We start from the raw sequence: 20,165 nt of genomic DNA, 5'->3' as shown, positions 1-20,165 counted from the left end.
CTGAATCCATGACCGGCGTTCTTGTCATGGGCGCCGGCTCCGTCGGCTGCTTCGTCGGCGGCCTGACGCAGCTTGCCGGCGTGCCGGTCCATTTCGTCGGCCGCCCGCGCGTGCTGGCCGGCCTGCGCAAGCACGGCCTGCACCTCACCGACCAGGACGGTCTGGACCGCCGCATCCCGCCGCTGGACCTGCGTCTGCACGAGGAGCCGCCAGCCGGGCTCAGGCCCGACCTCGTGCTGCTGTGTGTGAAGTCCGGCGGCACCGTCGAGGCAGCCACCGCTCTCGGGCTGACGCTGCCGCTGGGTACGCCTGTCGTCAGCCTGCAGAACGGCATCGGCAACGCCGCGGCCGCACGAGAGGCCGCGCCGCAGCTGCACTGGCACGCGGGCATGGTGCCCTACAACATCGCCGAGATCGCACCCGGCCACTACCACCGCGGCACGGGCGGAGCCCTGGCCGCCGAGGGCAACCCCGACGACCTGGCGCTGGCCGCGTGGCAGACCGCCCTGGCCCGGGTCGGCATGCGGCTGGAACTGCATGCCGACCTGGGCCCCGTGCAATGGGGCAAGCTGCTGCTGAACCTGAACAACCCCGTCAACGCGCTGTCCGGCCTGCCGCTGCGCGACGAACTTCTGCAGCGCGGCTACCGGCGCGTGCTGGCAGCCCTGCAGGAAGAGGCCCTGGACCTGCTGGACGCGGCACACCGCCCAGTCGCCCAGATCACGCCACTGCCGCCGCGCAAGCTGCTGACGCTGCTGCGCCTGCCGACCTTCGCTTTCCGCCTGGCTGCCGCGCGCATGTTGCGCATCGACGCCAAGGCCCGCTCCAGCATGGCCGACGACCTCGCCGCCGGCCGCACCACCGAGATCGACGCCCTGTGCGGCGAGGTCATGCGCCTGGCGCGAAGCCTGGGCCGCAGCGCCCCGCTGAACCAGCGCATGCTGGGCCTCGTCAAGGACTGGCCCAGGCGCCGCCAGCCCCATTCTCCGAGCGAGCTGCTGCGCGCACTCGGCTTGTCCTGATCTGATCCATCTCCGTCTGCCTGTGCGTGGCGATGGATGACTGCCGGCGCAACACTGCGTGCCTCAACAACGCAACGAGGCCCCGCATGACCACCGCCCTCATCGTCATCGACGTCCAGCACTCCTTCACCCAACGCCCCAGCTTCGAAACCGAAGGCCTGCCCGCCTATCTCGAAGCCCAGAACCGCCTCATCGAAGGCTTCGAGAAGGCCGGGCTGCCGATCGTGCGCGTCTTCCACGTACAGCCCGACGTCACGGGCGCCGACCCCTTCAGCCTGGAGAGCGGCCACGTGCGCCCGCTCGAAGGCCTGCGCGACTTCAAGGCCGACCTCACCGTACACAAGACCCGCCACAGTGCCCTCGTCGGCAGCGGCCTGGACGTGTGGCTGACGCAGCAAGGCATCCGCCGGCTCGTCATCAGCGGCATACGCACCGAACAATGCTGCGAGACGACCACCCGCCACGCGTCGGACCTCGGCTGGGACGTCATCTACGTGCCCGAGGCGACACTCACGTTCACGATGCAGCACCCCGATGGCTCACCCCTTACGCCCGCACAGCTGCGCGCCCGCACCGCCGCCGTGCTGGACGGCCGGTTCGCCCGGGTGATGGACGCCGAGGCCGCGCTGCAGGCAGTTGCCACGAGAGAGCCCGCCCTTGCCTGAAGCCAAGCACGTCGTCTTCGTGTTGCAGGACGACAGCCTCGTCCTCGACTGGGCCGGCCCGGCCGAGGCGCTGCGTCTGGCCAGTCTGGAGATGGCCGCGCTGAAGCTGACTGCGGCCCCCTTCGCGCTGCGCTTCGTCGGTGCCAGCGCCGAATCCACCGGCTCGGTCGGCATCCGGCTGCAGGCCATCGAACCCTTGCCGCGGGCGCTGCCCGACGGCAGCTGGATCGTGCTTGTCGGGCGCACCTCGGCCGCAGAGGCCCGGCGGCCGCGGGCGCAGAGCGAGCTGCTGGCCTGGTTGGCCCGTCTCGCCCCGGGACGGCCAGGGCTGCGCCTGGTCACGGTCTGTTCCGGCGCGCTGCTCGCCGCCCAGGCCGGCCTGCTCGACGGCCGCCGCGCAACGACCCACCACCAGCACCTGGACGACCTGGCCCGCCTGGCGCCGCGCTGCAGCGTGCTGCAGGACCGCGTCTTCGTGCGGGACGCAGAGGTTTTCACCAGCGCCGGCGTCACGGCCGGCATCGACCTGGCCCTGCACCTGATCGCAGAACACGCCGGCGAGCTGGTGGCGGCACGTGTCGCCGAGCAGATGGCCGTGGCCCTGCGCCGCGGCCCGGCCGACCCCGAGCTCTCGCCATTGCTGGCCCACCGCCAGCACCTGAATGCGCGCCTGCATCGTGTGCAGGATGCGCTCAGCGTGGCCCCCGCCGAAGACTGGCCACTGGAGCGCATGGCCGATCTGGCGGCTACAACAACTCGCACGCTGAGCCGCCTGTTCGCCCAGCATGCCGGCACCAGCCCGCAGGCCTATCTGCGCGGTCTGCGGCTGTCCGCGGCCCGGCGCGCGCTGGAGGCCGGCGCGAGCGTCGCTTCTGCCAGCGAGGTGGCTGGCTTCAACACCGAGCTGCAGCTGCGCCGCGCCTGGGCCGCAGCGGGCTGGCCGGGTACGCCCTCCAACGCGCGGCGCCGCACCGGCCCGGCCTGAGCGGCGCCGACACCCCAAGCAAAACCGAAGCTTCGTTCAGGAACAAACTGGCCTCCTCGGCCAGGCGCATGACGACAATTCCGGGTTCCCCACGCTCCCCGACGCTGCCATGCTCGAACTGCTGACCGACCCGCAGACCTGGATTGCCCTCGCCACGCTGACCGCGCTGGAGCTGGTGCTGGGCATCGACAACATCATCTTCATCAGCATCCTGGTGGACAAGCTGCCCAAGGCCCGCCAGGAAGTGGCGCGGCGCCTGGGCCTGTTCGCGGCCATGTTCATGCGCATCGGCCTGCTGATGATGCTGGCCTGGATCGTCGGCATGGTGGAGCCGCTGTTCACGCTGCCCGTGTTCGACAAGCCCATCTCGGGCCGAGACCTCATCCTCATCGGCGGCGGCCTGTTCCTGATCTGGAAGAGCACGGGCGAGATCCACGGCTCGCTGGAAGGCGAGGACGAGACCCAGGACACCGGCAGCAAGGCCAAGGCAGCCTTCGCATCCGTCATCCTGCAGATCATGGTCATCGACCTGGTGTTCTCGCTGGACTCCATCATCACTGCCGTCGGCATGGTGGATGACGTGCGCATCATGATCGCCGCCGTCGTCTGCTCGGTCGGCCTGATGATGCTGTTCGCCGGCCCCATCGGCCGCTTCGTGTCCAACCACCCGACCATCAAGATGCTGGCGCTGAGCTTCCTCGTCGTCGTCGGCGTCGTGCTCGTCGCCGAGGGCTTCGGCCACCACGTGCCCAAGGGCTACATCTACTTCGCGATGGCCTTCTCGCTGGGCGTGGAGATGATGAACATCAACATGCGCAAGAAGGCGGCGACCAAGGTCAAGCTGCGCCAGCAGATCCCGGGCGGCGACGACGAGTAAAGCCCGCATCGCGGCAAGCGGGCACACTCGGGGCGTGCACCTGACGCCCTTCATCCGAGTCGACGCGGTTTCCTTCGGCATCTCGCCGGAGCAGCTCACCGCGCAGATGGGCCGGCCGGCGGCGGTCGAGCGCAACAACGTTGCGCTGACGGCCTACGACTACGGCGACTGCGTCTACCGCTTCCAGGACGGCGGCAGGCTCGAAGAGGTGACCCGGCGCGCGCCGGTGTTGCACCTGGGCACCGTCGCCATCCCCTTCGCTTCGCTGGCCGGCTTCGTCGCCGCCCATGACACCGACGCCTTCGAGCGTGCGGGCTTTGTCGTCAGTCCGCGCTTCGGCCTCGCCTTCGTGCCGGGCGAGCCCGACTGGGTCACGGCGCTGGCCGAACACTGCATCCCGACCTGGCGGTCGCTCTGACCCGCGCGCGGCGTACTCAGGTGGCCCAGATCCGCGGGTCGCTGCTGGCCAGCCCCCACAGCTTCTCGCGCCACAGTGCCCTCACCTGCCGCAGCGCCAGCGTGACGGCCTCGACCTCGTCGCCGACGACACGCACCAGCAGCACCGTACCGCGCGGCCCCTGCAGATGCGTGATGCCCGAGCACGGCACCTCGGTGAGCAGTGCGCGGCCCTCGGTGAGCAGCGCCTCGGCGTCGCCCAGCGCGGAGGTCTGCGCATAGACCAGCGTGCCCAGCACGCGCTTGCCCCCCAGGCCGCAGGGGCCGTCGAGCAGCGCCTTGTCGGCGGCATCCAGCCAGCCGCGGTCCAGCCACTGGCCGGTGATCTCCAAGTGCTGCAGCAGCCGGCCGGTGTCGAACGGCTGGTCCGCCGCGGGCAGGCCCAGCCCCAGCACCTCGGTCGCGAACAGGCTGGCGCCGGGCGCCAGGCTCAACCTCACCTCATTGCGCGCGATGCAGGCCGGATAGGCCAGCGTCTCCTGCGGCAGCCATTCGAGGCGCGCGCCCTCACCCACGCGGGCATGCACGAGCTGAGCCGCCTCGCCGGCGTTGGAGCGGTAAAAGCGCGTGGCGGCCGGCGTCGTCACCAGCAGATGGGCGCCGGCCTGGACATCCAGCGTGACGTCAAGCAGGTCGCCACCGACCAGGCCGCCCGGCGGGTGCACCAGCACGGCATGGGCGATGCCGGGACCTTCCGGGTAAAGCGTCTTCAGCAGCCGCAGCGGGCCGTCGTGACGCGCATGTACGCGGGTCGCGCCGGCGCCGTCACGGGCCGCGCTCAGCGTCAGCCGCGCGGGCCAGCGGATGACATCAGGCAACGAGAAGACCCTTCTTCTCGATGAAGGCGACGACCTCGGCCAGGCCCTCGCGGGTCTTGAGGTTGGTCATGACCCAGGGCTTCACGGGCCGCATGCGGGCGGTGTCGCTGCGCATCACGTCCAGGTCGGCCCCCACGTGCGGCGCCAGGTCGGTCTTGTTGATGACGAAGAGGTCGCTCTTGGTGATGCCGGGGCCGCCCTTGCGCGGGATCTTCTCGCCGGCGGCCACGTCGATGACGTAGATCGTCAGGTCCGACAGCTCCGGGCTGAAGGTGGCCGCGAGGTTGTCGCCGCCGCTCTCGACGAAGACGATGTCGGCCTCCGGGAACTTCTCCAGCATGCGGTCCACGGCCTCGAGGTTGATGGAGCAGTCCTCGCGAATGGCGGTGTGCGGGCAGCCACCCGTTTCCACGCCCATGATGCGCTCGGGCGCCAGCGCGCCGGCCACGGTCAGCAGCCGCTGGTCTTCCTTGGTGTAGATATCGTTGGTGACGACGACGAGGTCCCATTTGTCGCGCATCGTCTTGCAGAGCATCTCGACGAGAGTGGTCTTGCCCGATCCGACCGGCCCGCCGACGCCGACGCGCAGTGGCGGGAGCTTCTTGGTGCGGTTCGGGATGGCGTGCAATGGAGCGGTCATGAGCGGAACAGTCTCGAATACTGGGTTTCGTGGCGGGCGCCGTGGACGCCGAGCAGCGGCGCGAAGGCGATGGGCTCAGGCGCGGCCAGGGCCGTCGCCACGGCTGGCGGAATGGCTTGCACGAGGCGTGCCAGCAGGCGCTGGCCGGCCGTCTGGCCAAGGGGCACGCTCCTCACGGCGGCCTGCATCAGGTTCTCGGCCCAGCCGAAGGCGATGGCCTGCAGCGCGGGCTCCAGCGCGGCGCCACGGGCCGCCGCGGCGGCACCCATGACGACGGGCCAGGTGGGCGCAGGCTTGAGCGCCAGCAGCAGCGGCAGCACGGCCGCGTCGGGCACCAGGCTCTGCATCCAGGCCAGCAGGCTGCGCCCCATCTGCCGAGACTGCTGCAGGCTCTCGCTGGTCTCGCGCGTCAGCAGCACCCAGGCATTGAGCCCTGCCAGCCGGTCGCCGTCGAGCGCCACCGCTGCGGCGTGCGCGGCCGCGGCCACGGGCAGTTCGGCGCGGGCCTGCACGAGTTCGAGCTGGTTCAGCAGCCAGTCGCCGGCGCTGGCCTCGTCATGCACGACACCCGCATCGACCGCCGCCTCCAGGCCCTCGGAGTAGCTGAAGCCGCCCACCGGCAGCGCGGGGCTGGCCAGCCAGAGCAGGTGCAGCAGCGTCGGGGGGCTCGTCTCGGTCATGCTGTTTGGGGAGGGCGGATGCGAGGGGCGAAGCCTAAACTGCTTCGAGCATCAGGGAGACAGCACGATGAAGAAGCCATCCATCGTTGCCGGCATGCTGGCCTGGAGTCTGGCCGCCATGTCCGGGGAAGCCAGCGCCTGGGAGCCGCCCGCCGGCATGACCGCGCCGCAGATCATGCAGGCGGCCAGCACCCAGGTCGTCGAGGGCAAGTTGTCGGAGGCGAACGACCGGTTCCGCTGGCTCTACGAGCACGCCCTGGCCGAAGAGTACGGCGAGCCGGGCATTGCGCAAGTCAACCTGCTGCCCGAGTGGGCCAAGCTGGCCCGCCACTATCCACCGGCCATGGAGGGCGTGCTGCTCGCCCGGGAGAAGCTGGCCGCCCGGGTGGCCGCCGGGGGGCAGAGGAGCACGGCGGTCATGCTGACGCTGACCAAGGTCAACGCCCAGCTCCGTGATCCCGCGTCGACCCGCGATGCCTTCGCGCGCCTGGCCGCCCGCGACCCGGTTCTGGCCGACTCGGCCGTACTGTTCGCGCTGCCCGCATTCGTGGCGCTGCAGGACTTCAACCTCGCGGGCCAGTACCTGACGCCGCCGATCGCAGCCGCGCATTTCGAGCGGGTGCAACGCTCGCTGCAGAACTTCACTGCCAAGCCGGCGCCGATGGCAGATGCCACCGTGCAGCGCAGCATTCAACGCCATATGGACCTGCAGCTCGCCAACATCGTGCTCGTGCTGGTCAACACCGGCCGCCGAACCGAGGCCGAATCGCTGGTGCAGCGCTTTCGGGCCGTGGCCAGCTCCGATGCCACGACGCATCACACGACGCAGGCGCTGAACGGCGTCGCGCCGCCCAGCGACGACTGAACCCGCCCGCCGCCGGGCGATGGCGCTCAGTGGTCGTGCTTGCAGCCCGGGCCATGCACGTGGCCGGCATCATGCGCCTTCACCGGGATGGCCAGCGGCTTGCGCGCCGGCGCGGCCTCGGCGGCAGGCTCATGTGCATGGCCGTGGCCGTGGCCGTGGGCATGGGCATGGCCATGGTGGTCATGGTGGTCATGGTGGTCATGGTGTTCATGTTGGTGATGGCCGTGGCCGGCCCCTTCGCCGTAGGCGCCACCTTCGGGCTCGAAGGCGGCCCGGGCCTCGGTCACGATGAGGTGCTGGCGGCGCAGCATGTCGGCCAGCACGGGGTCGGGCTCGAACTGCAGCAGCTCGGGCTGCAGCTCCAGCGGCACATGCCGGTTGCCGAGGTGGTAGGCAGCGCGCAGCAGGTCGAAGGGCTGGCCGTGCTCGGCGCAGAAGCGCACCTGCAGCACCGGCTGGGCCGCGGCGATGACGCGCAGCAGCGTGCCGTCCTCGGCCACCAGCACGTCGCCACCGCGCAAGGCCGTGCCGCGCGGCAGCACGACGCCGATCTCGCGGCCGGCTGAGTCGGTGGCGGAGAAGCGGCTCTTGCTGCGGGTGTCCCAGTCGAGTTCGAGCGAGGGCGCGCGCTTGACGAGCACGGCGGCTAGGCCGGCACCGCCGGCGATGCGTTTGGTGGCGTGGATCATGGGCGCAAGTATCGGCGCTGGCCCGGTGGCGACAGTGCGGCAGGGGATTGCCGGGCATCATGCAGGCTTTCAAGCCTGCTGCCGGCCAGCCATGAACCTCGAAACCCTCACCGTCTCCATCCAGGACCACATCGCCACCGTGCGCCTGAACCGTCCCGACAAGGCCAACGCGATGAACGCGACGATGTGGCAGGACATCCGCCTGGCCTTCGACTGGCTGGACGGCCAGGCCGAGGCCCGCGTGGCGGTGCTGGAGGGCGAAGGCCGCAACTTCACCGCCGGCATCGACCTCTCGATGATGATGGGCCTGGCCCCGCAGATCCAGGACCCCTGCGATGGCCGCACCCGCGAGGCACTGCGCCGCGTCATCCTCGACATGCAGGACACCCTCACGAGTCTCGAGCGCTGCCGCAAGCCGGTGCTCGCGGCCATCCACGGCGCCTGCGTGGGCGGCGGCATCGACCTGATCTGCTGCGCCGACATGCGCTACTGCAGCGCCGACGCCTACTTCTCCATCAAGGAGATCGACATCGGCATGGTGGCCGACGTCGGCACGCTGCAACGCCTGCCCAAGCTCGTCGGCGGCCAGGGCCTGGTGCGCGAGCTGGCCTACACCGGCCGACGCGTGGAGGCGGCCGAGGCACGCGAGATCGGCCTGGTCAACCGCGTGTTCGACAGCCGCGAGGCCCTGCAGGCCGGCGTGCGCGAGGTGGCCGCCGTCATTGCTGCCAAGTCGCCGCTGTCCATCCGCGGAACCAAGGAGCAGCTCAACTACGCCCGCGACCATTCCGTGGCCGACGGCCTGAACTACATCGCCACCTGGAACGCGGCGATGCTGATGAGCGAAGACCTCAGCAAGGCCATGATGGCCGGCAAGGGCGGCGTGCCGAACTTCCGCGACTGACCCTGGCCCACCGCGTCCGAGGACCGCCGCATGCCGCTCGACCGCTTCTTCCTGCTCGACGCCACCCCCGCCACCCGCCTCGTGCCGGGCACGCATGACCCGCTCATGGTGGCCCTGTCGGTGCTGGTGGCCGTGCTCAGCGCCTACATGGCATTGCAGTTGGCCGTGAAGGCCCGCGAGAGCCCTACCCGCATGCTGCGCCTGGGGGCGCTGAGCGCAGGCGCGCTGTCGCTGGGCGCCGGGGTATGGGCCATGCACTTCATCGGCATGCTGGCCTTCCAGCTCTGTACCGAAGTCCGCTACGACCGCTGGGTCACCGGGCTGTCGATGCTGCCGGCGCTGGGCGCGGCCTGGGTCGCGCTGACGCAGCTGTCCTCGCGCGAAAGCAGTGGCCTGCGGCTGCTGATTGGCGGCGTGCTGATGGGTGCCGGCATCGGCCTGATGCACTACAGCGGCATGGCGGCCCTGCAGATGAGCGCCAGCCTGCGCTACGACCCGGCCTGGTTTGCTGCCTCCATCGTCGTGGCCGTCGTGCTGGCCGTGCTGGCGCTATGGGTGCGCACCGCGCTGGCGAAGCGGGTTCGGCTACCCGAGCGCGTGGCGGAGCTGGGTGCCGCCCTCGTCATGGGCGCGGCCATCTCGGGCATGCACTACACGGCCATGCACGCGGCCCGCTTCGTCGGCGTGGCCGATGCCGACCCTGCCGCCGCCTTCGGGCGCCACCTGGACCTGGCGCTCGCCATCGCCCTCATCGCCGGCGTCGTCAGCGCGCTGTGCGGTGCCGTCAGCGCCGCGCTGCGCTACCGCATCGTCTTCCTGGAACTGACGCGTAGCGAGGCGCGGCTGCAGGCGCTGTTCGACACCGCCGTGGACGGCGTCGTGCGCATGGACATGGCCGGCCGCATCCAGAGCGTCAACCGCGCCGCCGCGCGCATCTTCGGCGCCACCGAGGCCGAGCTCGTCGGCCGCAACCTTAGCGACTTCGTGCCCACGCTGCGCGAGGCCGGCCAGCTGCCCGACGGCGTGACCGAGACCCTGGGCCGCACGCTGGACGGCCACGAGCTGCCACTGCGCCTGGCCATCGGCAAGTCCCACGGCGAGGTCGAGGCGCTGCGCGTGGCCTTCATCGCCGACATCAGCGAGCGCCGCCGCATCGAGCAGGCGCTGGCCGACAGCGAGCAGCAGCACCGCAGCCTGATCGCCAACCTGCCGGGCGCGGTCGTGCATGCGCTGCACGACTTCAGCAACGGCCACACACGCCTGCTGTTCGTCAGCGAGGGCATCGAGAAACTGACCGGCTGGAGCGCCGCGCAGCTGATGCAGGACGCCATCGGCCTGGACCGGCTCATCCACCCGGACGACCAGGCCAGCGCCGGCCGCGCTGCGCGGCGCGGCACGTCCAGCAACCGCACCTACCAGATGGAGTACCGGCTGCTGTGCCGCGACGGGCAGGTGCGCTGGATCGCCGAGACCGGCACCATCACGCCGCTGCAAGGCGACCAGGCCCGCGTCGACGCCCTGCTGCTGGACATCACCGAACAGCGCCTGCGCAATGCCGAGTTCGCCGGCGTGCTGGCCGCCATCCGGCGCGCGCTGGTCGTCATCGAGTTCGACCTGGACGGCCACATCACCCACGTCAACGACAACTTCCTCGCCCTGGTGGGCTACGGCGCCGACGAGCTGCTGGGCCGCCACCACCGCCTGCTGTGCCTGCCCGAGGAGGCCGCCGGCCAGGACTACGCCGAACACTGGGCAGCGCTGCGACGCGGCGAGTTCCGCAGCGGCGAGTACGAGCGCGTCGGCAAGGACGGCCGCCACATATGGATCCAGGCCACCTACAACCCCATCCTCGACGCCGCCGGCAAGCCCATGCGCATCGTCAAGTTCGTCACCGACCTGACTGAGCGCCACAGGCTGGAACTGGACCTGCGCCGCGAGAAGGAGCGCGCCGAAGCCGCCGCCGCCGCCAAGAGCACCTTCCTGGCCAACATGAGCCACGAGATCCGCACGCCGATGAACGCCATCATCGGCTTTACGGACGTGGTGCTGGACGGCGAGCTGCCGCCCGCGGCCCGCCAGCACATGCAGACCGTGCAGCGCTCGGCGCGCGCGCTGCTGGGCCTGCTCAACGACATCCTCGACACCGCCAAGCTCGAGAACGGCGCCGTCGAGCTCGAATCGCGCCCTTTCTCGCTGCGCCAGCTCTGCCAGGACGTGCTCTCCACGCTGGAACTCGGCGCGCGCCGCAAGGGCCTGGCGCTGCAGCTGGACCTGGACGCCGGCCTTCCCGCGCTCCTGCAGGGCGACCCGCTGCGGCTGCGCCAGGTGTTGCTCAACCTCGCCGGCAACGCCGTCAAGTTCACCGAGCACGGCGGCGTCACCGTGGCGGCCCAGGCGCTGGGCGACGGGCGGCTGGAGCTGTCGGTCATCGACACCGGCATCGGCATCGCGTCCGACCGGCTGGCCCACATCTTCGACCCCTTCGCCCAGGCCGACGCCACAATGACGCGCCGCTTCGGCGGCACGGGCCTGGGCACCACCATCGCCCGCCAGCTGACGCAGCTGATGGGCGGCGAGATCGGCGTGGACAGCACGCCCGGCCAGGGCAGCCGCTTCTGGGTGCGCCTGGCGCTGGCCGAGGCCAGCAGCGACGCCGCCTCAGGCTTCGGCAGCCTGGCGCACGTCGAGGCCCTGCCGCCGCTGCGGGTGCTCATCGCCGACGACGTGCCCGAGAACCTCGTGCTGCTGGAGCTGCGCCTGCGCGAGCAGGGCCACACCGTCAGCAGCGCCACGAACGGCGAGGAAGCGCTGGCCCGCATGCGCGAGGGCGGCCTGGACGTGGCGCTGCTGGACGTGCAGATGCCGGTCATGGACGGCCTGCAGGCCTGCCGGGCCTTGCGCGAGCTTGAAGCCTCCGAGGGCCGCCCCCGCCTGCCCGTCATCGCGCTGACTGCCAGCGCCATGCAGGGTGACCGCCAGATGACCACCGACGCCGGCATGGACGGCTTCGCCGTCAAGCCCATCGACTGGGCGGCGCTGCAGGCCGAGGTGGCACGCGTGCTGGGCCTGCAGGCAGCACCGATCGCCACCGCAGCGGCAGCAGACGCCGACGCCCTGCCGCCCGGCCACGACTGGGCGGCCGGCCTGGCCCGCTGGGGCAGCGCCGAGCTGCTGCGCAGCCAGCTCAAACGCTTCCTGGACGACTGCCTCGGCCACTGGCCCCGGGGCGCCGAGGACGCCGCCTGGGCCCACCGCCTGCGCGGCACCCTCGGCAACTTCGGCCTGGAGACCGGCGCGCTGGCCGGGCTGGAAAAGGGCGGCCTGCCCGACCCCGCCGCGGCCTGGCGCGAGCAGCATGCACGGCTTGAGGCACTGCGTGAACAGCTCGCCCAGCAGCCCGCCGCCACAATCGCCGACGCGCCGCCGGTCACGGCCTGGCAGCCCGCCGATGCCCAGGCCCTGGACCAGGCCCTGGCGCGTGGCGAGCTGCCGGACGAGTTGAGCCAACGCGTGCTGCAGGCCCTGACGGCCGTGCAGCGCGAGCCGCTGGAGGCGGCGCTGATGGACTTTGAATTCGAGGAGGCGCGGCGCCATCTGGCCCGGCTGACAAAGGAACTGGGATGACCGACAGCCCCAACGACGACAGGCGCCCGCGCCTGCTGGTCGTCGACGACGAGCCCGCCAACCTGCAGGTGCTGCGCCAGATCCTGCAAAGCCGCTACCGCCTGTCCTTCGCGCGCGACGGCGAGAAGGCGCTGGAACTCGCCGCCCGCGAGCGGCCCGACCTCATCCTGCTCGACGTCATGATGCCCGGCCTCACGGGCCTGGACGTCTGCCGCCGGCTAAAAGCTGACGCCGCGCTGCGCCGCACACCGGTCGTCTTCGTCACCGCGCTGTCCGACCCCGAGCACGAGGCCGAAGGCTTCGCCGCCGGCGCGGTGGACTACATCACCAAGCCCGTCAGCGGCCCCATCGTGCTCGCGCGGGTGCGCAACCACCTCTCGCTCGTCGCTGCCGACGAGCTGCGCGAAAGCCGCCTCGCCATCGTGCAGGCCCTGGGCCGCGCTGGCGAGTACCGTGACAACGAGACCGGTCGCCACGTGCTGCGCATGAGCCACTTCGCGGCCGTCATCGGCAGGAGCCTGGGCATGAGCGACAACGAGGCCGACGACCTGCTCAACGCCGCAGCCATGCACGACGTCGGCAAGATCGGCATCCCCGACGCCGTGCTTCTCAAACCCGGCAAGCTCGACGCCGAGGAATGGGCCCACATGCGCCGCCACCCCGAGATGGGCGCCGAGATCATCGGCGAGCACGAGGCCCGCGTGCTGCAGATGGCACGGCGCGTGGCGCTCTACCACCACGAGAAGTTCGACGGCAGCGGCTACCCCGAAGGGCTGGCCGGCGAGGCCATCCCGCTGGAAGCCCGCATCGTCGCCATCTGCGACGTCTTCGATGCCCTGACCAGCGAGCGCCCCTACAAGAAGGCCTGGACGGTGGACGCCTCGCTGGACCTGCTGCGCGCCGAGTCGGGCAAGCACTTCGACCCCAACCTCGTCGAACGCTTCATCGGCGAGCTGCCGCAGGTGCTGGCCATCCGCGAGCGCTGGGCAGACTAGGCCCGCAGCGCCGCCAGCTGGTCCCGCAGCGCCGCGTTCTCGGCTTCCAGCGCCGCGACGCGCTGGCGCAGCGATTCCACGGTATCTACCTCCTCAGGCACGACTGCGTCCGCTTCCACCGCCGGTTCGGCGGCAGGCGGCCTGCGCCGGGCCTCGCGCACCCGCTTGGCCGCCTGCTTCAACTCGTCGGCTCCGGCCGCCGCAGCTGCAGCCTGCTCCTCGGCAGGCAGCGTGGCAACGGCGGCGGCCGCGTTGATGGAAACCACGCCGGCCTTCACCGCCGCGACCAGCTCGGGCGCGCCCTGCTTCTGGATCTTCTCGATCAGCACCACCTGGCTGCTGCTCAGCCGCGCAGCCCGGGCCAGGGCCTCGCGGGTTTCCAGACCATCCTGCGGCGGCACGGACGCCGGTGCCGCGGGTGCATCCACCACCTGGGGCTGGACCGCCGCGCCCGACTCCACCGCCATGCGGCGCGCGCGGCGCTCAGCCACGATCTCGCGCTTGCGCAGCGCCAGCACGCCGCGCTGGTAGTCCGAGATGCTGCGCCGGCCCAGGTGCTGGTCGATCATCCACAGGTGCACGTCCTCGAAGGACTTGAAGCGCGGGTTCTGCACCGTCTGGAAAGGAATACCGTGCTTGCTGCAGATGCCGTAGCGGTTGTGCCCATCCACCAACACGTTGCCCCACAGCACCAGCGCGTCGCGGCAGCCTTCGGCCAGGATGCTGCGCTCCAGCGCCTCATGCTCCTCTGAGGTCAACGGGTCGATGTAGGCCTTGAGTTCTTCGTTGACGACGATGTCCATGAATCCGGGTGCGGGCGCGCAGGAAAAGGGCCCGGATTCTAGATAGCCTCGCGGTGGCGCCCCTCAGCGGTAGAAGCAGATCAGCGCGGTCGTCGCGAGGCACAGCGTGGCGTTGCACAGGCTCACCACGATGGCGCGGCTCAAGCGGCGGCCGTTCTGCTCGTAGAGCCAGGCAGCCATCGTGGCGTTGGCGCCGGTCCAGGTCAGCCAGGTCCACAGCGAGTGCTGGCTGGCATCGGCGTTCACCTGGATCGCCCAGAGGGTGGGCAGGTAGGCCAGCACGCGGGCGGAATTGAACAACGCGAAGAGGCAGGTCAGCACCGAGACATAGGTCTCGCGGGCCTGCGGCATGCGCCGGGTTGCTTCGGGGGAAAGGTGCAAGGTGCTCATGGCGGCCCCATCGGTTGGCATGGCACGCATGATGGAAAAACCCGGGTCGCCCGGAAACGGCCCGACCGTTGAACGCAGCATCAACCTACGGTTCAGCCCCCCGGCGCCGGCCAGCAGGCGCGAAACGGCCGCGCCGCCTTAGCATGCGGCCATGTTGACGCTTGCCCAGACCCTTGCCTTCCTCGCCGCCGCGCTGGTGCTGACCGCCACGCCAGGGCCTGACAACCTGATGGTGCTCAGCATGGGCATGTCGCGCGGGCGGCGCGCAGGCATGGCCTTCGGCCTCGGCTGCGCGCTGGGCTGCCTCAGCCACACGCTGCTGGCCGTGGTGGGCGTGAGCGCGCTGGTGGCGGCCTCGCCGTTGGCCTTCGGGCTGTTGAAGGGCCTGGGCGGCGCCTATCTCGTGTGGATGGGCGTGCAGGCCTGGCGGCACGCGGGGCGCGTCGCGGTGGGCGGCGCCGCGGGCGATGGCGCGTCGCTGAAGCAGCTGTTCGCCAAGGGCCTGGTGGCCAATGCCATCAACCCCAAGGTGGTGCTGTTCTTCCTGGCATTCCTGCCACAGTTCGTCGTCGCGGCCCAGGGCGCCGTGCCGCTGCAGCTCGGGCTGCTAGGCCTGGTATTCACGGCGCAGGCGGCACTGCTGTTCGGGCTGCTGGGGTATTTCTCGGGCAGCGTGGGCGCCTGGTTGAACCGCCGCCCCGCCATCGGCCCCTGGCTGGACCGGCTGGCGGGCACGGTGTTCATCGGCCTGGGCGTGCGCATGATGGTGTCGCGCTGACTCAGCGGTTGGCGGCCACAAAGGCCGGGTCCAGGTGCTCGCGGGCCTGCTCCAGGCCGTTGTCCAGCGCCTGCTTCAGCCAGCGATAGGCCTCGCGGCCATTGGCCGGTGTGCCCAGGCCATGCTTGAGCTGGTAGCCCCAACGCAGCTGCGAGAACCAGCGGCCGCCCTCGGCGCCGACACGGTTCCAGCGCGCGGCCTCTGCCATGTCCACGGTCACGCCGCCCAGGCCCAGGAACAGCGTCTCGCCGAGATAGTCCGCCGCCAGGATGGAGCCGCCCTGGGCGCCGGCGCGCATCAGGCTCAGTGCGCGCGGCGCATCCGGCGGCACGCCGGCCTGATGGATGGTCATGAAGCCCAGCAGCCCCTGCGCGTCGGCATGGCCGCGCGCGGCGGCTGCCGTCAGCCAGCGGGCCGCCTCCGGCAGGTTCTGCTTCAGGCCCGCGCCTTCGCCTTCGTACAAGCGCGCGCCGAGCATGTACTGAGCGCCGACATCGTTGTCGCGCGCGGCGGCGTCGCGCAGCAAGGCCTCGCCCTTCACCACGTCCGTCGGGCCACCCTGGCCACGGAACAGCATCAGCGCGACATTGACCTTGGACCGCGCATCGCCCTGCTCCGCCGCGCGCAGCCACCAGCGCCGCGCCTGGGCCAGGTCCAGCGGGCCGCCCTCGCCGGTGGACCACATGTCGGCCACATCGCCCGTGGCCAGCGGCTGGTCCTGCTCGGCGGCCTGCTGCAGCAGCCGGCGCGCCTGGGCCGGGTCCTTGGGCCACAGGCCGCCTGTGCGCAGCTCGGACCCCACCAGCCATTGCGCATGCGGCTCGCCGCCCTGGCTGGCCTTCATCAGCCAGCCGGCGGCGGCGCTGCGGTCGGCAGGCAGGCCGCCGTCACCGCGCAACAGCGCCGAGCCGTACTGCAGCTGCGCGCGCGGCACGCCGCCCTCGGCGCCGGCCTTGAGCCAGCGCACAGCCTGGGCCGGGTCCTGGGCCATGCCGTGGCCAAACAGGCAGGCCTCGCCCAGCGCGGTGGCGGCCTGCGGGTGGCCGGCCTCGGCGGCCCTGCGGAACCAGCCCAGGGCTTGCGCATCGTCGCGCGGCACGCCGCCGAAGCCACCGGTGAACAGCAGCCGGCCGGCGTTCCACATCGCCTCGGGCTGGCCCTGGGCTGCCTCACGCAGCAGACGCTGTGCAGTCTCGGCTTCGGTCTCGCGCACACGGATGGTCTCGGTGCGCGTGCTCTCGATGGACTGCGGGCCGTCCTCACCCCCACCCAGGCTCGGCAGTGGGCTGCCGCCGCCGCTGCGGCGCCGGCTGCTGTCACCGGACGACGAGCTGCCCCCACCACTGCTGCCGTTGCTGCGATAGCTTTTGCGCAGCTCCTCGTTGCGGCGCGCCGCACGCTCGGCGTCGGCGCGGAACTGCTGGGACATGCGCTGGCGGCTGGCCTCGTCGCTGTCGCGGCGGTAGTAACCAAGGCGCTCGGCGCGGGTCTGGGCCAGGCAGGCATCTGCCAGCAGGGCCAGGCACAGGGCGAGCAGCAGGCGGCGCGTCGACATGAGCAGCGTCCTCAGCGGCCGGAGATGTTGCCGTCCAGATCGATGGCGGTACCCACCTGCTTGGCCAGCTCCTGGCGGTACAGGCGGATGAAGCCGGTGCGGATGGTGTCGTCGGCTACCAGGATGTTGCCGCGCACCCGGCCAGCCACCGGCACCTCCAGGCGGAAGCCCACCGCACGGCCCTGGTAGCTGTGGCGCAGCTGGGCGGTGCAGCCGTCGTTGTCGATCTCGTCGGCCTTGAAGCCCATCTGCGCAGCAGCCCTCAGCGCGCCGTTGAAGAGCTGGAGCTGCTCGGGACTGGGCCCCAGCGGCCGCACCTTGAAGGCCGGCGCCGCCTGCTCGCGCCTGGCCACATAGGCCTTGGCGTCCTCGTCGCCGCCCTTGGCGTAGTCACGCATCCACTGCAGGGCCTTGTCCGGCTGGGCCGCGAAGCCCGGGCAGCCCTGGTCGTACATGAGGGCCAGGTTGTATTTGGCCAGGTCGCCGCCCAGTTCGATGGCCTTGAGGTAGTGCCGCTCGGCGGCGGCGCAGTCCTGCGCCTGCCCCTGCCCGTTCTTGGACATCAGGCCCAGCATGGCGTAGGAGGCATCCAGCCCGCCTTCCGCGCCCTTGCGGAACCAGCCCAGCGCCTGAGCATGGTCCTGCGGCCGGCCCTCGCCCTCGTAGTACATGTAGCCGATGCCATGCGCCCCTGACGCCTTGCCCGCGGCCCAGGCGCGCTCGAACAACGCGAAGGCGCGGGGGTAGTCCTTGACGCCGCCGTACCAGGCGGCGCCCGTTCGCAGCGCCTGGGCCTGGTGGGTCAGTGCGCTCGGGTAGCCCTGGGCCGACAGTTCGTCGAGGAGAGCCCGGGCCTCGGCTGGCCGGTTGCCGTTGCGAGCCTCGACGTAGGCCTGCCAGCGCGCGGCCAGCGGGTCATCCGCCGCCCGCGTGGGCTGCGACAGAAGGAAGACGAGGCTCAGGCCGGCAGCAAGCCCGCGCAGCAGTGGGCAGGGTCGAAGGAAGTCGCAGAAGTGCATGGCAGGAAGGCTCCGTGAAGAGGGTTCCTGGACATACGCCGGTTTCCTGCGCTAAAAGGTTCATCGGCCGCGACGAGGCGGCCCGGTTTTTTCAACGACTGGCCGGCTGGACCGCGGCCAGCGCGCGCAGGCCCTGGCCCACGCGCTCGCGGCTGCCCTGGGCGGCGGCGTTCAGCGTGCTGGCGTCATCGGCCAGCTCCAGCCCCGCGCCGGCCAGGGCCTGGCGCGCATCGGCCACGCTCAAGCCGAAGACCTCGGCCAGCGTGCGCAGCGGCGCGCGCGACAACGCCTGCACGGCGATGCCCGACACCGAGGGGCCCTTGCCCTCGGCCGGGCGGACGAAATAGGTGCCCGCCACGACCGCCAGTGCCGCCAACAGCAGCGCCGCCGCGCGACGCCGGCCGCTGAAGTGCCGCTTGAACGCCGGCAGGTTGGACAGCACATGCACCAGCACGGCCGCCACCAGGGCCCAGCCCAGCCATTCGTGGATCTCCTTCTGCAGCGGCGACTGCCAGCGGAAGAACATCAGCACGCCGGTGCAGGCCATCAGCGTGAAGCTGGCCATGACGAGGGGCGTGGCCCAGTCGCGGGAAACGGCAGGTGTGGTCATCGAGCGGATCAAAAAGAGTGGGCAGGCCGGGTCATCATCGGTCAGGCAGGTAAACGTCGCGTTGCTGCGGCGGTCCTAGAGAGCCCTCTCGCATCGGCCGCCACGTTGACGAGGATCAGGGCGACACACCCCCACCCCTGCCTAGAGTGCTCCCACGTTCTGCTTCCGGCGACCCGCGTCGCCTGCTCCCCATGCTTGACCCCAAGAACGCCGACGTCTGGCTCGTCGGCGGCGGCATCGCCTCCATGGCCGCGGCCACCTTCCTCATCCGCGACGCCGGCATGCCCGGCCACCGCATCCACATCCTCGAAGAACTCGGCATCGCCGGCGGCTGTCTGGACGGCAGCGCATCGCCCACCCAGCCCGGCTACGTCACCCGCGGCGGGCGCATGCTGTGCGAGGAGGTCTACCAGTGCCTGTGGAACCTGCTGGACGGCATCCCCTCGCTGGAGAAGCCGGGCCTGAGCGTGCGGCAGGAGATCGCCGCCTTCAACGCCCAGGTGCACACCGAGGCCCGCGCCCGCCTCATCGGCCAGGGCCCGCGCATCCTGGATGCGAAGCACTATGGACTCAACGGCCATGACCGTGCCGAGCTCACCCGCCTGCTCGCCACGCCCGAGAGCCTGCTCGGCGCGCGGCGCATCGACGAACTCTTCTCGCCGCACTTCTTCCAGAGCAACTTCTGGCAGATGTGGCGCACCACCTTCGCCTTCCAGGACTGGCACAGCGCCATCGAGCTGCGCCGCTACTTCCTTCGCTTCTTGCAAGAATTCCCGCGCATGCACACGCTGGCCGGCGTGCGCCGCACGCCATACAACCAGTACGACTCCATCGCCGTGCCGCTGCAGCGCTGGCTGCTGGCCCAGGGGGTGGAAGTGCGCTTCGGCCACCGCGTGACCGACATCGACTTCGACCAGCGCGACCCCGCCCACCGCCGCGCCACCGGGCTGCACGTGCAGACGGCCCAGGGCGCCCACACCCTCGACCTCGCCCCGGGCGACGCCTGCTTCGTGACGCTGGGCTCCATCACCGCCGATGCCACCTATGGCAGCAACAGCGAGGCGCCCGACCTCGTGCGCGACCGCCGCGATGGCGCCTGGTCGCTGTGGGAGACGCTGGCCCTCAAGGCCGACGACTTCGGTCGCCCGCACACCTTCTTCAATGTGGATGACAACAAGTGGGAGTCGTTCACCCTCACCATGCACGGCCGCACGCTGCTGGACCGCATCGCCGAATTCAGCGGCAACCCGCCCGGCACCGGCGCGCTGATGACGCTGGTGGACTCCAACTGGCTGATGTCCCTCGTCGTGCCCCACCAGCCCCACTTCCCCGGCATGCCAGCAGACACCTTCACTGCCTGGGGCTACGGCCTCTTCGTCGACGCGCCGGGCAACTTCGTGCCCAAGCCCATGGCCCGCTGCAGCGGCCGCGAGATCCTGGACGAGCTGCTGCAGCACCTGGGTTTCGCCGACATCCGCGACACGGCCCTGGCCGGCACCGACGTGACACCCGTGATGCTGCCCTACGGCTCCGCGATGTTCGCGCCTCGCAAGCCGGCCGACCGCCCACAGGTGCTGCCCGCCGGCGCGGTCAACTTTGCCTTCCTGGGCCAGCACGTGGAACTGCCGGACGACACGGTCTACACGGTGGAGTACTCGGTGCACTGCGCCATGCACGCGGTGTACCGGTTGTTTGGCGTGGACAAGAACATTCCACCGATCTACCAGGGGCTGCATGACCCGAAGGTCGGGCTGGAGGCGCTGGCGGCGGCGTTCAGCTGAAGGTGGGCG

Annotated in this window: 20 protein-coding genes; 11 read left to right on the top strand and 9 right to left on the bottom strand. The window is 70.9% G+C overall.

All coding sequences use genetic code 11. From position 1 onward, the window contains the following. Nucleotides 1-8 precede the first annotated feature (8 nt). The 5 genes from AC07VX_RS15035 (at nt 9) to AC07VX_RS15015 (ending at nt 3,967) form a co-directional block, all read left to right on the top strand. Nucleotides 9-1,022, top strand: coding sequence for a 2-dehydropantoate 2-reductase (locus tag AC07VX_RS15035; protein WP_493166550.1), 1,014 nt, complete (start codon nt 9-11; stop codon nt 1,020-1,022). An 86-nt stretch (nt 1,023-1,108) separates the two neighbouring features. Then, nucleotides 1,109-1,687: a cysteine hydrolase family protein gene (locus tag AC07VX_RS15030; RefSeq protein WP_493166551.1), complete on the top strand. Its 579-nt coding sequence runs from the start codon at nt 1,109-1,111 to the stop codon at nt 1,685-1,687. Further along, nucleotides 1,680-2,672: a GlxA family transcriptional regulator gene (locus AC07VX_RS15025; protein ID WP_493166552.1), complete on the top strand. Its 993-nt coding sequence runs from the start codon at nt 1,680-1,682 to the stop codon at nt 2,670-2,672. The genes AC07VX_RS15030 and AC07VX_RS15025 overlap by 8 nt, the downstream gene beginning before the upstream one ends. 109 nt (nt 2,673-2,781) lie before the next feature. After that, nucleotides 2,782-3,549 carry a TerC family protein gene (locus AC07VX_RS15020; RefSeq protein WP_493166553.1) on the top strand — a complete coding sequence of 256 codons (768 nt, stop codon included), beginning with the start codon at nt 2,782-2,784 and terminating at the stop codon, nt 3,547-3,549. 34 nt (nt 3,550-3,583) lie between these two features. Then, a complete protein-coding gene (locus AC07VX_RS15015) occupies nt 3,584-3,967 on the top strand; it encodes a hypothetical protein (protein WP_493166554.1) in 384 nt (127 codons plus the stop codon). A 16-nt stretch (nt 3,968-3,983) separates the two neighbouring features. On the opposite strand, the gene AC07VX_RS15010 is transcribed toward AC07VX_RS15015, so the two are convergent. From AC07VX_RS15010 to AC07VX_RS15000, 3 genes are read right to left on the bottom strand one after another with little or no spacing between them, the layout of a single operon-like run. Next, a complete protein-coding gene (locus AC07VX_RS15010) occupies nt 3,984-4,823 on the bottom strand; it encodes an urease accessory protein UreD (protein WP_493166555.1) in 840 nt (279 codons plus the stop codon). After that, complete coding sequence (gene ureG / locus AC07VX_RS15005; RefSeq protein ID WP_493166556.1) at nt 4,816-5,463, bottom strand: urease accessory protein UreG; 648 nt, start codon at nt 5,461-5,463, stop codon at nt 4,816-4,818. The genes AC07VX_RS15010 and ureG overlap by 8 nt, the downstream gene beginning before the upstream one ends. Then, nucleotides 5,460-6,143 (bottom strand): urease accessory protein UreF, encoded by a 684-nt coding sequence (locus AC07VX_RS15000; RefSeq protein ID WP_493166557.1) that lies wholly within the window; start codon nt 6,141-6,143, stop codon nt 5,460-5,462. The genes ureG and AC07VX_RS15000 overlap by 4 nt, the downstream gene beginning before the upstream one ends. Nucleotides 6,144-6,210: 67 nt before the next feature. Between AC07VX_RS15000 and AC07VX_RS14995 the strand changes: the two genes are divergently transcribed. After that, nucleotides 6,211-7,008: a hypothetical protein gene (locus tag AC07VX_RS14995; protein WP_493166558.1), complete on the top strand. Its 798-nt coding sequence runs from the start codon at nt 6,211-6,213 to the stop codon at nt 7,006-7,008. A gap of 26 nt (nt 7,009-7,034) precedes the next feature. Here AC07VX_RS14995 and ureE read toward each other — a convergent pair whose 3' ends face one another. Further along, nucleotides 7,035-7,697 (bottom strand): urease accessory protein UreE, encoded by a 663-nt coding sequence (gene ureE, locus AC07VX_RS14990; RefSeq protein WP_493166559.1) that lies wholly within the window; start codon nt 7,695-7,697, stop codon nt 7,035-7,037. 91 nt (nt 7,698-7,788) lie between these two features. On the opposite strand from ureE, the gene AC07VX_RS14985 reads away from it, so the two are divergent. From AC07VX_RS14985 to AC07VX_RS14975, 3 genes are read left to right on the top strand one after another with little or no spacing between them, the layout of a single operon-like run. Then, nucleotides 7,789-8,601 carry a crotonase/enoyl-CoA hydratase family protein gene (locus AC07VX_RS14985; RefSeq protein WP_493166560.1) on the top strand — a complete coding sequence of 271 codons (813 nt, stop codon included), beginning with the start codon at nt 7,789-7,791 and terminating at the stop codon, nt 8,599-8,601. Nucleotides 8,602-8,631: 30 nt separating this feature from the next. Then, complete coding sequence (locus AC07VX_RS14980) at nt 8,632-12,225, top strand: PAS domain S-box protein (RefSeq protein ID WP_493166561.1); 3,594 nt, start codon at nt 8,632-8,634, stop codon at nt 12,223-12,225. After that, nucleotides 12,222-13,220, top strand: coding sequence for an HD-GYP domain-containing protein (locus tag AC07VX_RS14975; protein WP_493166562.1), 999 nt, complete (start codon nt 12,222-12,224; stop codon nt 13,218-13,220). Before AC07VX_RS14980 ends, AC07VX_RS14975 begins: the two co-directional genes overlap by 4 nt. Here AC07VX_RS14975 and AC07VX_RS14970 read toward each other — a convergent pair. Continuing rightward, a complete protein-coding gene (locus AC07VX_RS14970; protein ID WP_493166563.1) occupies nt 13,217-14,023 on the bottom strand; it encodes a ParB N-terminal domain-containing protein in 807 nt (268 codons plus the stop codon). The genes AC07VX_RS14975 and AC07VX_RS14970 overlap by 4 nt on opposite strands. A 63-nt stretch (nt 14,024-14,086) precedes the next feature. Beyond that, nucleotides 14,087-14,413 carry a hypothetical protein gene (locus AC07VX_RS14965; RefSeq protein WP_493166564.1) on the bottom strand — a complete coding sequence of 109 codons (327 nt, stop codon included), beginning with the start codon at nt 14,411-14,413 and terminating at the stop codon, nt 14,087-14,089. Between the two features lie 151 nt (nt 14,414-14,564). Here AC07VX_RS14965 and AC07VX_RS14960 point away from each other — a divergent pair, with 151 nt between their 5' ends. Then, nucleotides 14,565-15,191 carry a LysE family translocator gene (locus tag AC07VX_RS14960; RefSeq protein WP_493166565.1) on the top strand — a complete coding sequence of 209 codons (627 nt, stop codon included), beginning with the start codon at nt 14,565-14,567 and terminating at the stop codon, nt 15,189-15,191. A gap of 1 nt (nt 15,192) precedes the next feature. Here the strand turns inward: AC07VX_RS14960 and AC07VX_RS14955 are convergent, their stop codons facing one another. The 3 genes from AC07VX_RS14955 to AC07VX_RS14945 form a co-directional block, all read right to left on the bottom strand. Beyond that, entirely contained in the window at nt 15,193-16,746 is a 1,554-nt protein-coding gene (locus tag AC07VX_RS14955) for a tetratricopeptide repeat protein (RefSeq protein ID WP_493166566.1), read from the bottom strand. 11 nt (nt 16,747-16,757) lie between these two features. Beyond that, on the bottom strand, nt 16,758-17,765 hold the full coding sequence (locus tag AC07VX_RS14950; protein WP_493166567.1) for a tetratricopeptide repeat protein: 1,008 nt from the start codon (nt 17,763-17,765) through the stop codon (nt 16,758-16,760). Between the two features lie 91 nt (nt 17,766-17,856). Further along, nucleotides 17,857-18,375, bottom strand: a complete 519-nt coding sequence (locus AC07VX_RS14945) for a DUF4405 domain-containing protein (protein WP_493166568.1) — start codon at nt 18,373-18,375, stop codon at nt 17,857-17,859. 191 nt (nt 18,376-18,566) lie between these two features. On the opposite strand from AC07VX_RS14945, the gene AC07VX_RS14940 reads away from it, so the two are divergent. Beyond that, nucleotides 18,567-20,156, top strand: a complete 1,590-nt coding sequence (locus AC07VX_RS14940) for an oleate hydratase (RefSeq protein ID WP_493166569.1) — start codon at nt 18,567-18,569, stop codon at nt 20,154-20,156. Nucleotides 20,157-20,165 lie beyond the last annotated feature (9 nt).

Source organism: Roseateles sp. GW821-FHT03B02, assembly GCF_059421025.1.
The sequence above is the reverse complement of the archived record's forward strand: the minus strand, read 5'-3'. Positions and strand labels throughout refer to the sequence as shown.

Excerpts from the sequence above, each read along its gene's own strand:
- ureG (WP_493166556.1), bottom strand. The coding sequence starts at position 5,463 with ATGACCGCTCCATTGCACGCCATCCCGAACCGCACCAAGAAGCTCCCG.
- AC07VX_RS15030 (WP_493166551.1), top strand. The coding sequence starts at position 1,109 with ATGACCACCGCCCTCATCGTCATCGACGTCCAGCACTCCTTCACCCAA.
- AC07VX_RS14970 (WP_493166563.1), bottom strand. The coding sequence starts at position 14,023 with ATGGACATCGTCGTCAACGAAGAACTCAAGGCCTACATCGACCCGTTG.
- AC07VX_RS14975 (WP_493166562.1), top strand. The coding sequence starts at position 12,222 with ATGACCGACAGCCCCAACGACGACAGGCGCCCGCGCCTGCTGGTCGTC.
- AC07VX_RS14945 (WP_493166568.1), bottom strand. The coding sequence starts at position 18,375 with ATGACCACACCTGCCGTTTCCCGCGACTGGGCCACGCCCCTCGTCATG.
- AC07VX_RS15035 (WP_493166550.1), top strand. The coding sequence starts at position 9 with ATGACCGGCGTTCTTGTCATGGGCGCCGGCTCCGTCGGCTGCTTCGTC.
- AC07VX_RS14940 (WP_493166569.1), top strand. The coding sequence starts at position 18,567 with ATGCTTGACCCCAAGAACGCCGACGTCTGGCTCGTCGGCGGCGGCATC.
- AC07VX_RS14950 (WP_493166567.1), bottom strand. The coding sequence starts at position 17,765 with ATGCACTTCTGCGACTTCCTTCGACCCTGCCCACTGCTGCGCGGGCTT.
- AC07VX_RS15000 (WP_493166557.1), bottom strand. The coding sequence starts at position 6,143 with ATGACCGAGACGAGCCCCCCGACGCTGCTGCACCTGCTCTGGCTGGCC.
- AC07VX_RS14985 (WP_493166560.1), top strand. The coding sequence starts at position 7,789 with ATGAACCTCGAAACCCTCACCGTCTCCATCCAGGACCACATCGCCACC.
- AC07VX_RS14955 (WP_493166566.1), bottom strand. The coding sequence starts at position 16,746 with ATGTCGACGCGCCGCCTGCTGCTCGCCCTGTGCCTGGCCCTGCTGGCA.
- AC07VX_RS14980 (WP_493166561.1), top strand. The coding sequence starts at position 8,632 with ATGCCGCTCGACCGCTTCTTCCTGCTCGACGCCACCCCCGCCACCCGC.
- AC07VX_RS14965 (WP_493166564.1), bottom strand. The coding sequence starts at position 14,413 with ATGAGCACCTTGCACCTTTCCCCCGAAGCAACCCGGCGCATGCCGCAG.
- ureE (WP_493166559.1), bottom strand. The coding sequence starts at position 7,697 with ATGATCCACGCCACCAAACGCATCGCCGGCGGTGCCGGCCTAGCCGCC.
- AC07VX_RS14995 (WP_493166558.1), top strand. The coding sequence starts at position 6,211 with ATGAAGAAGCCATCCATCGTTGCCGGCATGCTGGCCTGGAGTCTGGCC.
- AC07VX_RS15020 (WP_493166553.1), top strand. The coding sequence starts at position 2,782 with ATGCTCGAACTGCTGACCGACCCGCAGACCTGGATTGCCCTCGCCACG.
- AC07VX_RS14960 (WP_493166565.1), top strand. The coding sequence starts at position 14,565 with ATGTTGACGCTTGCCCAGACCCTTGCCTTCCTCGCCGCCGCGCTGGTG.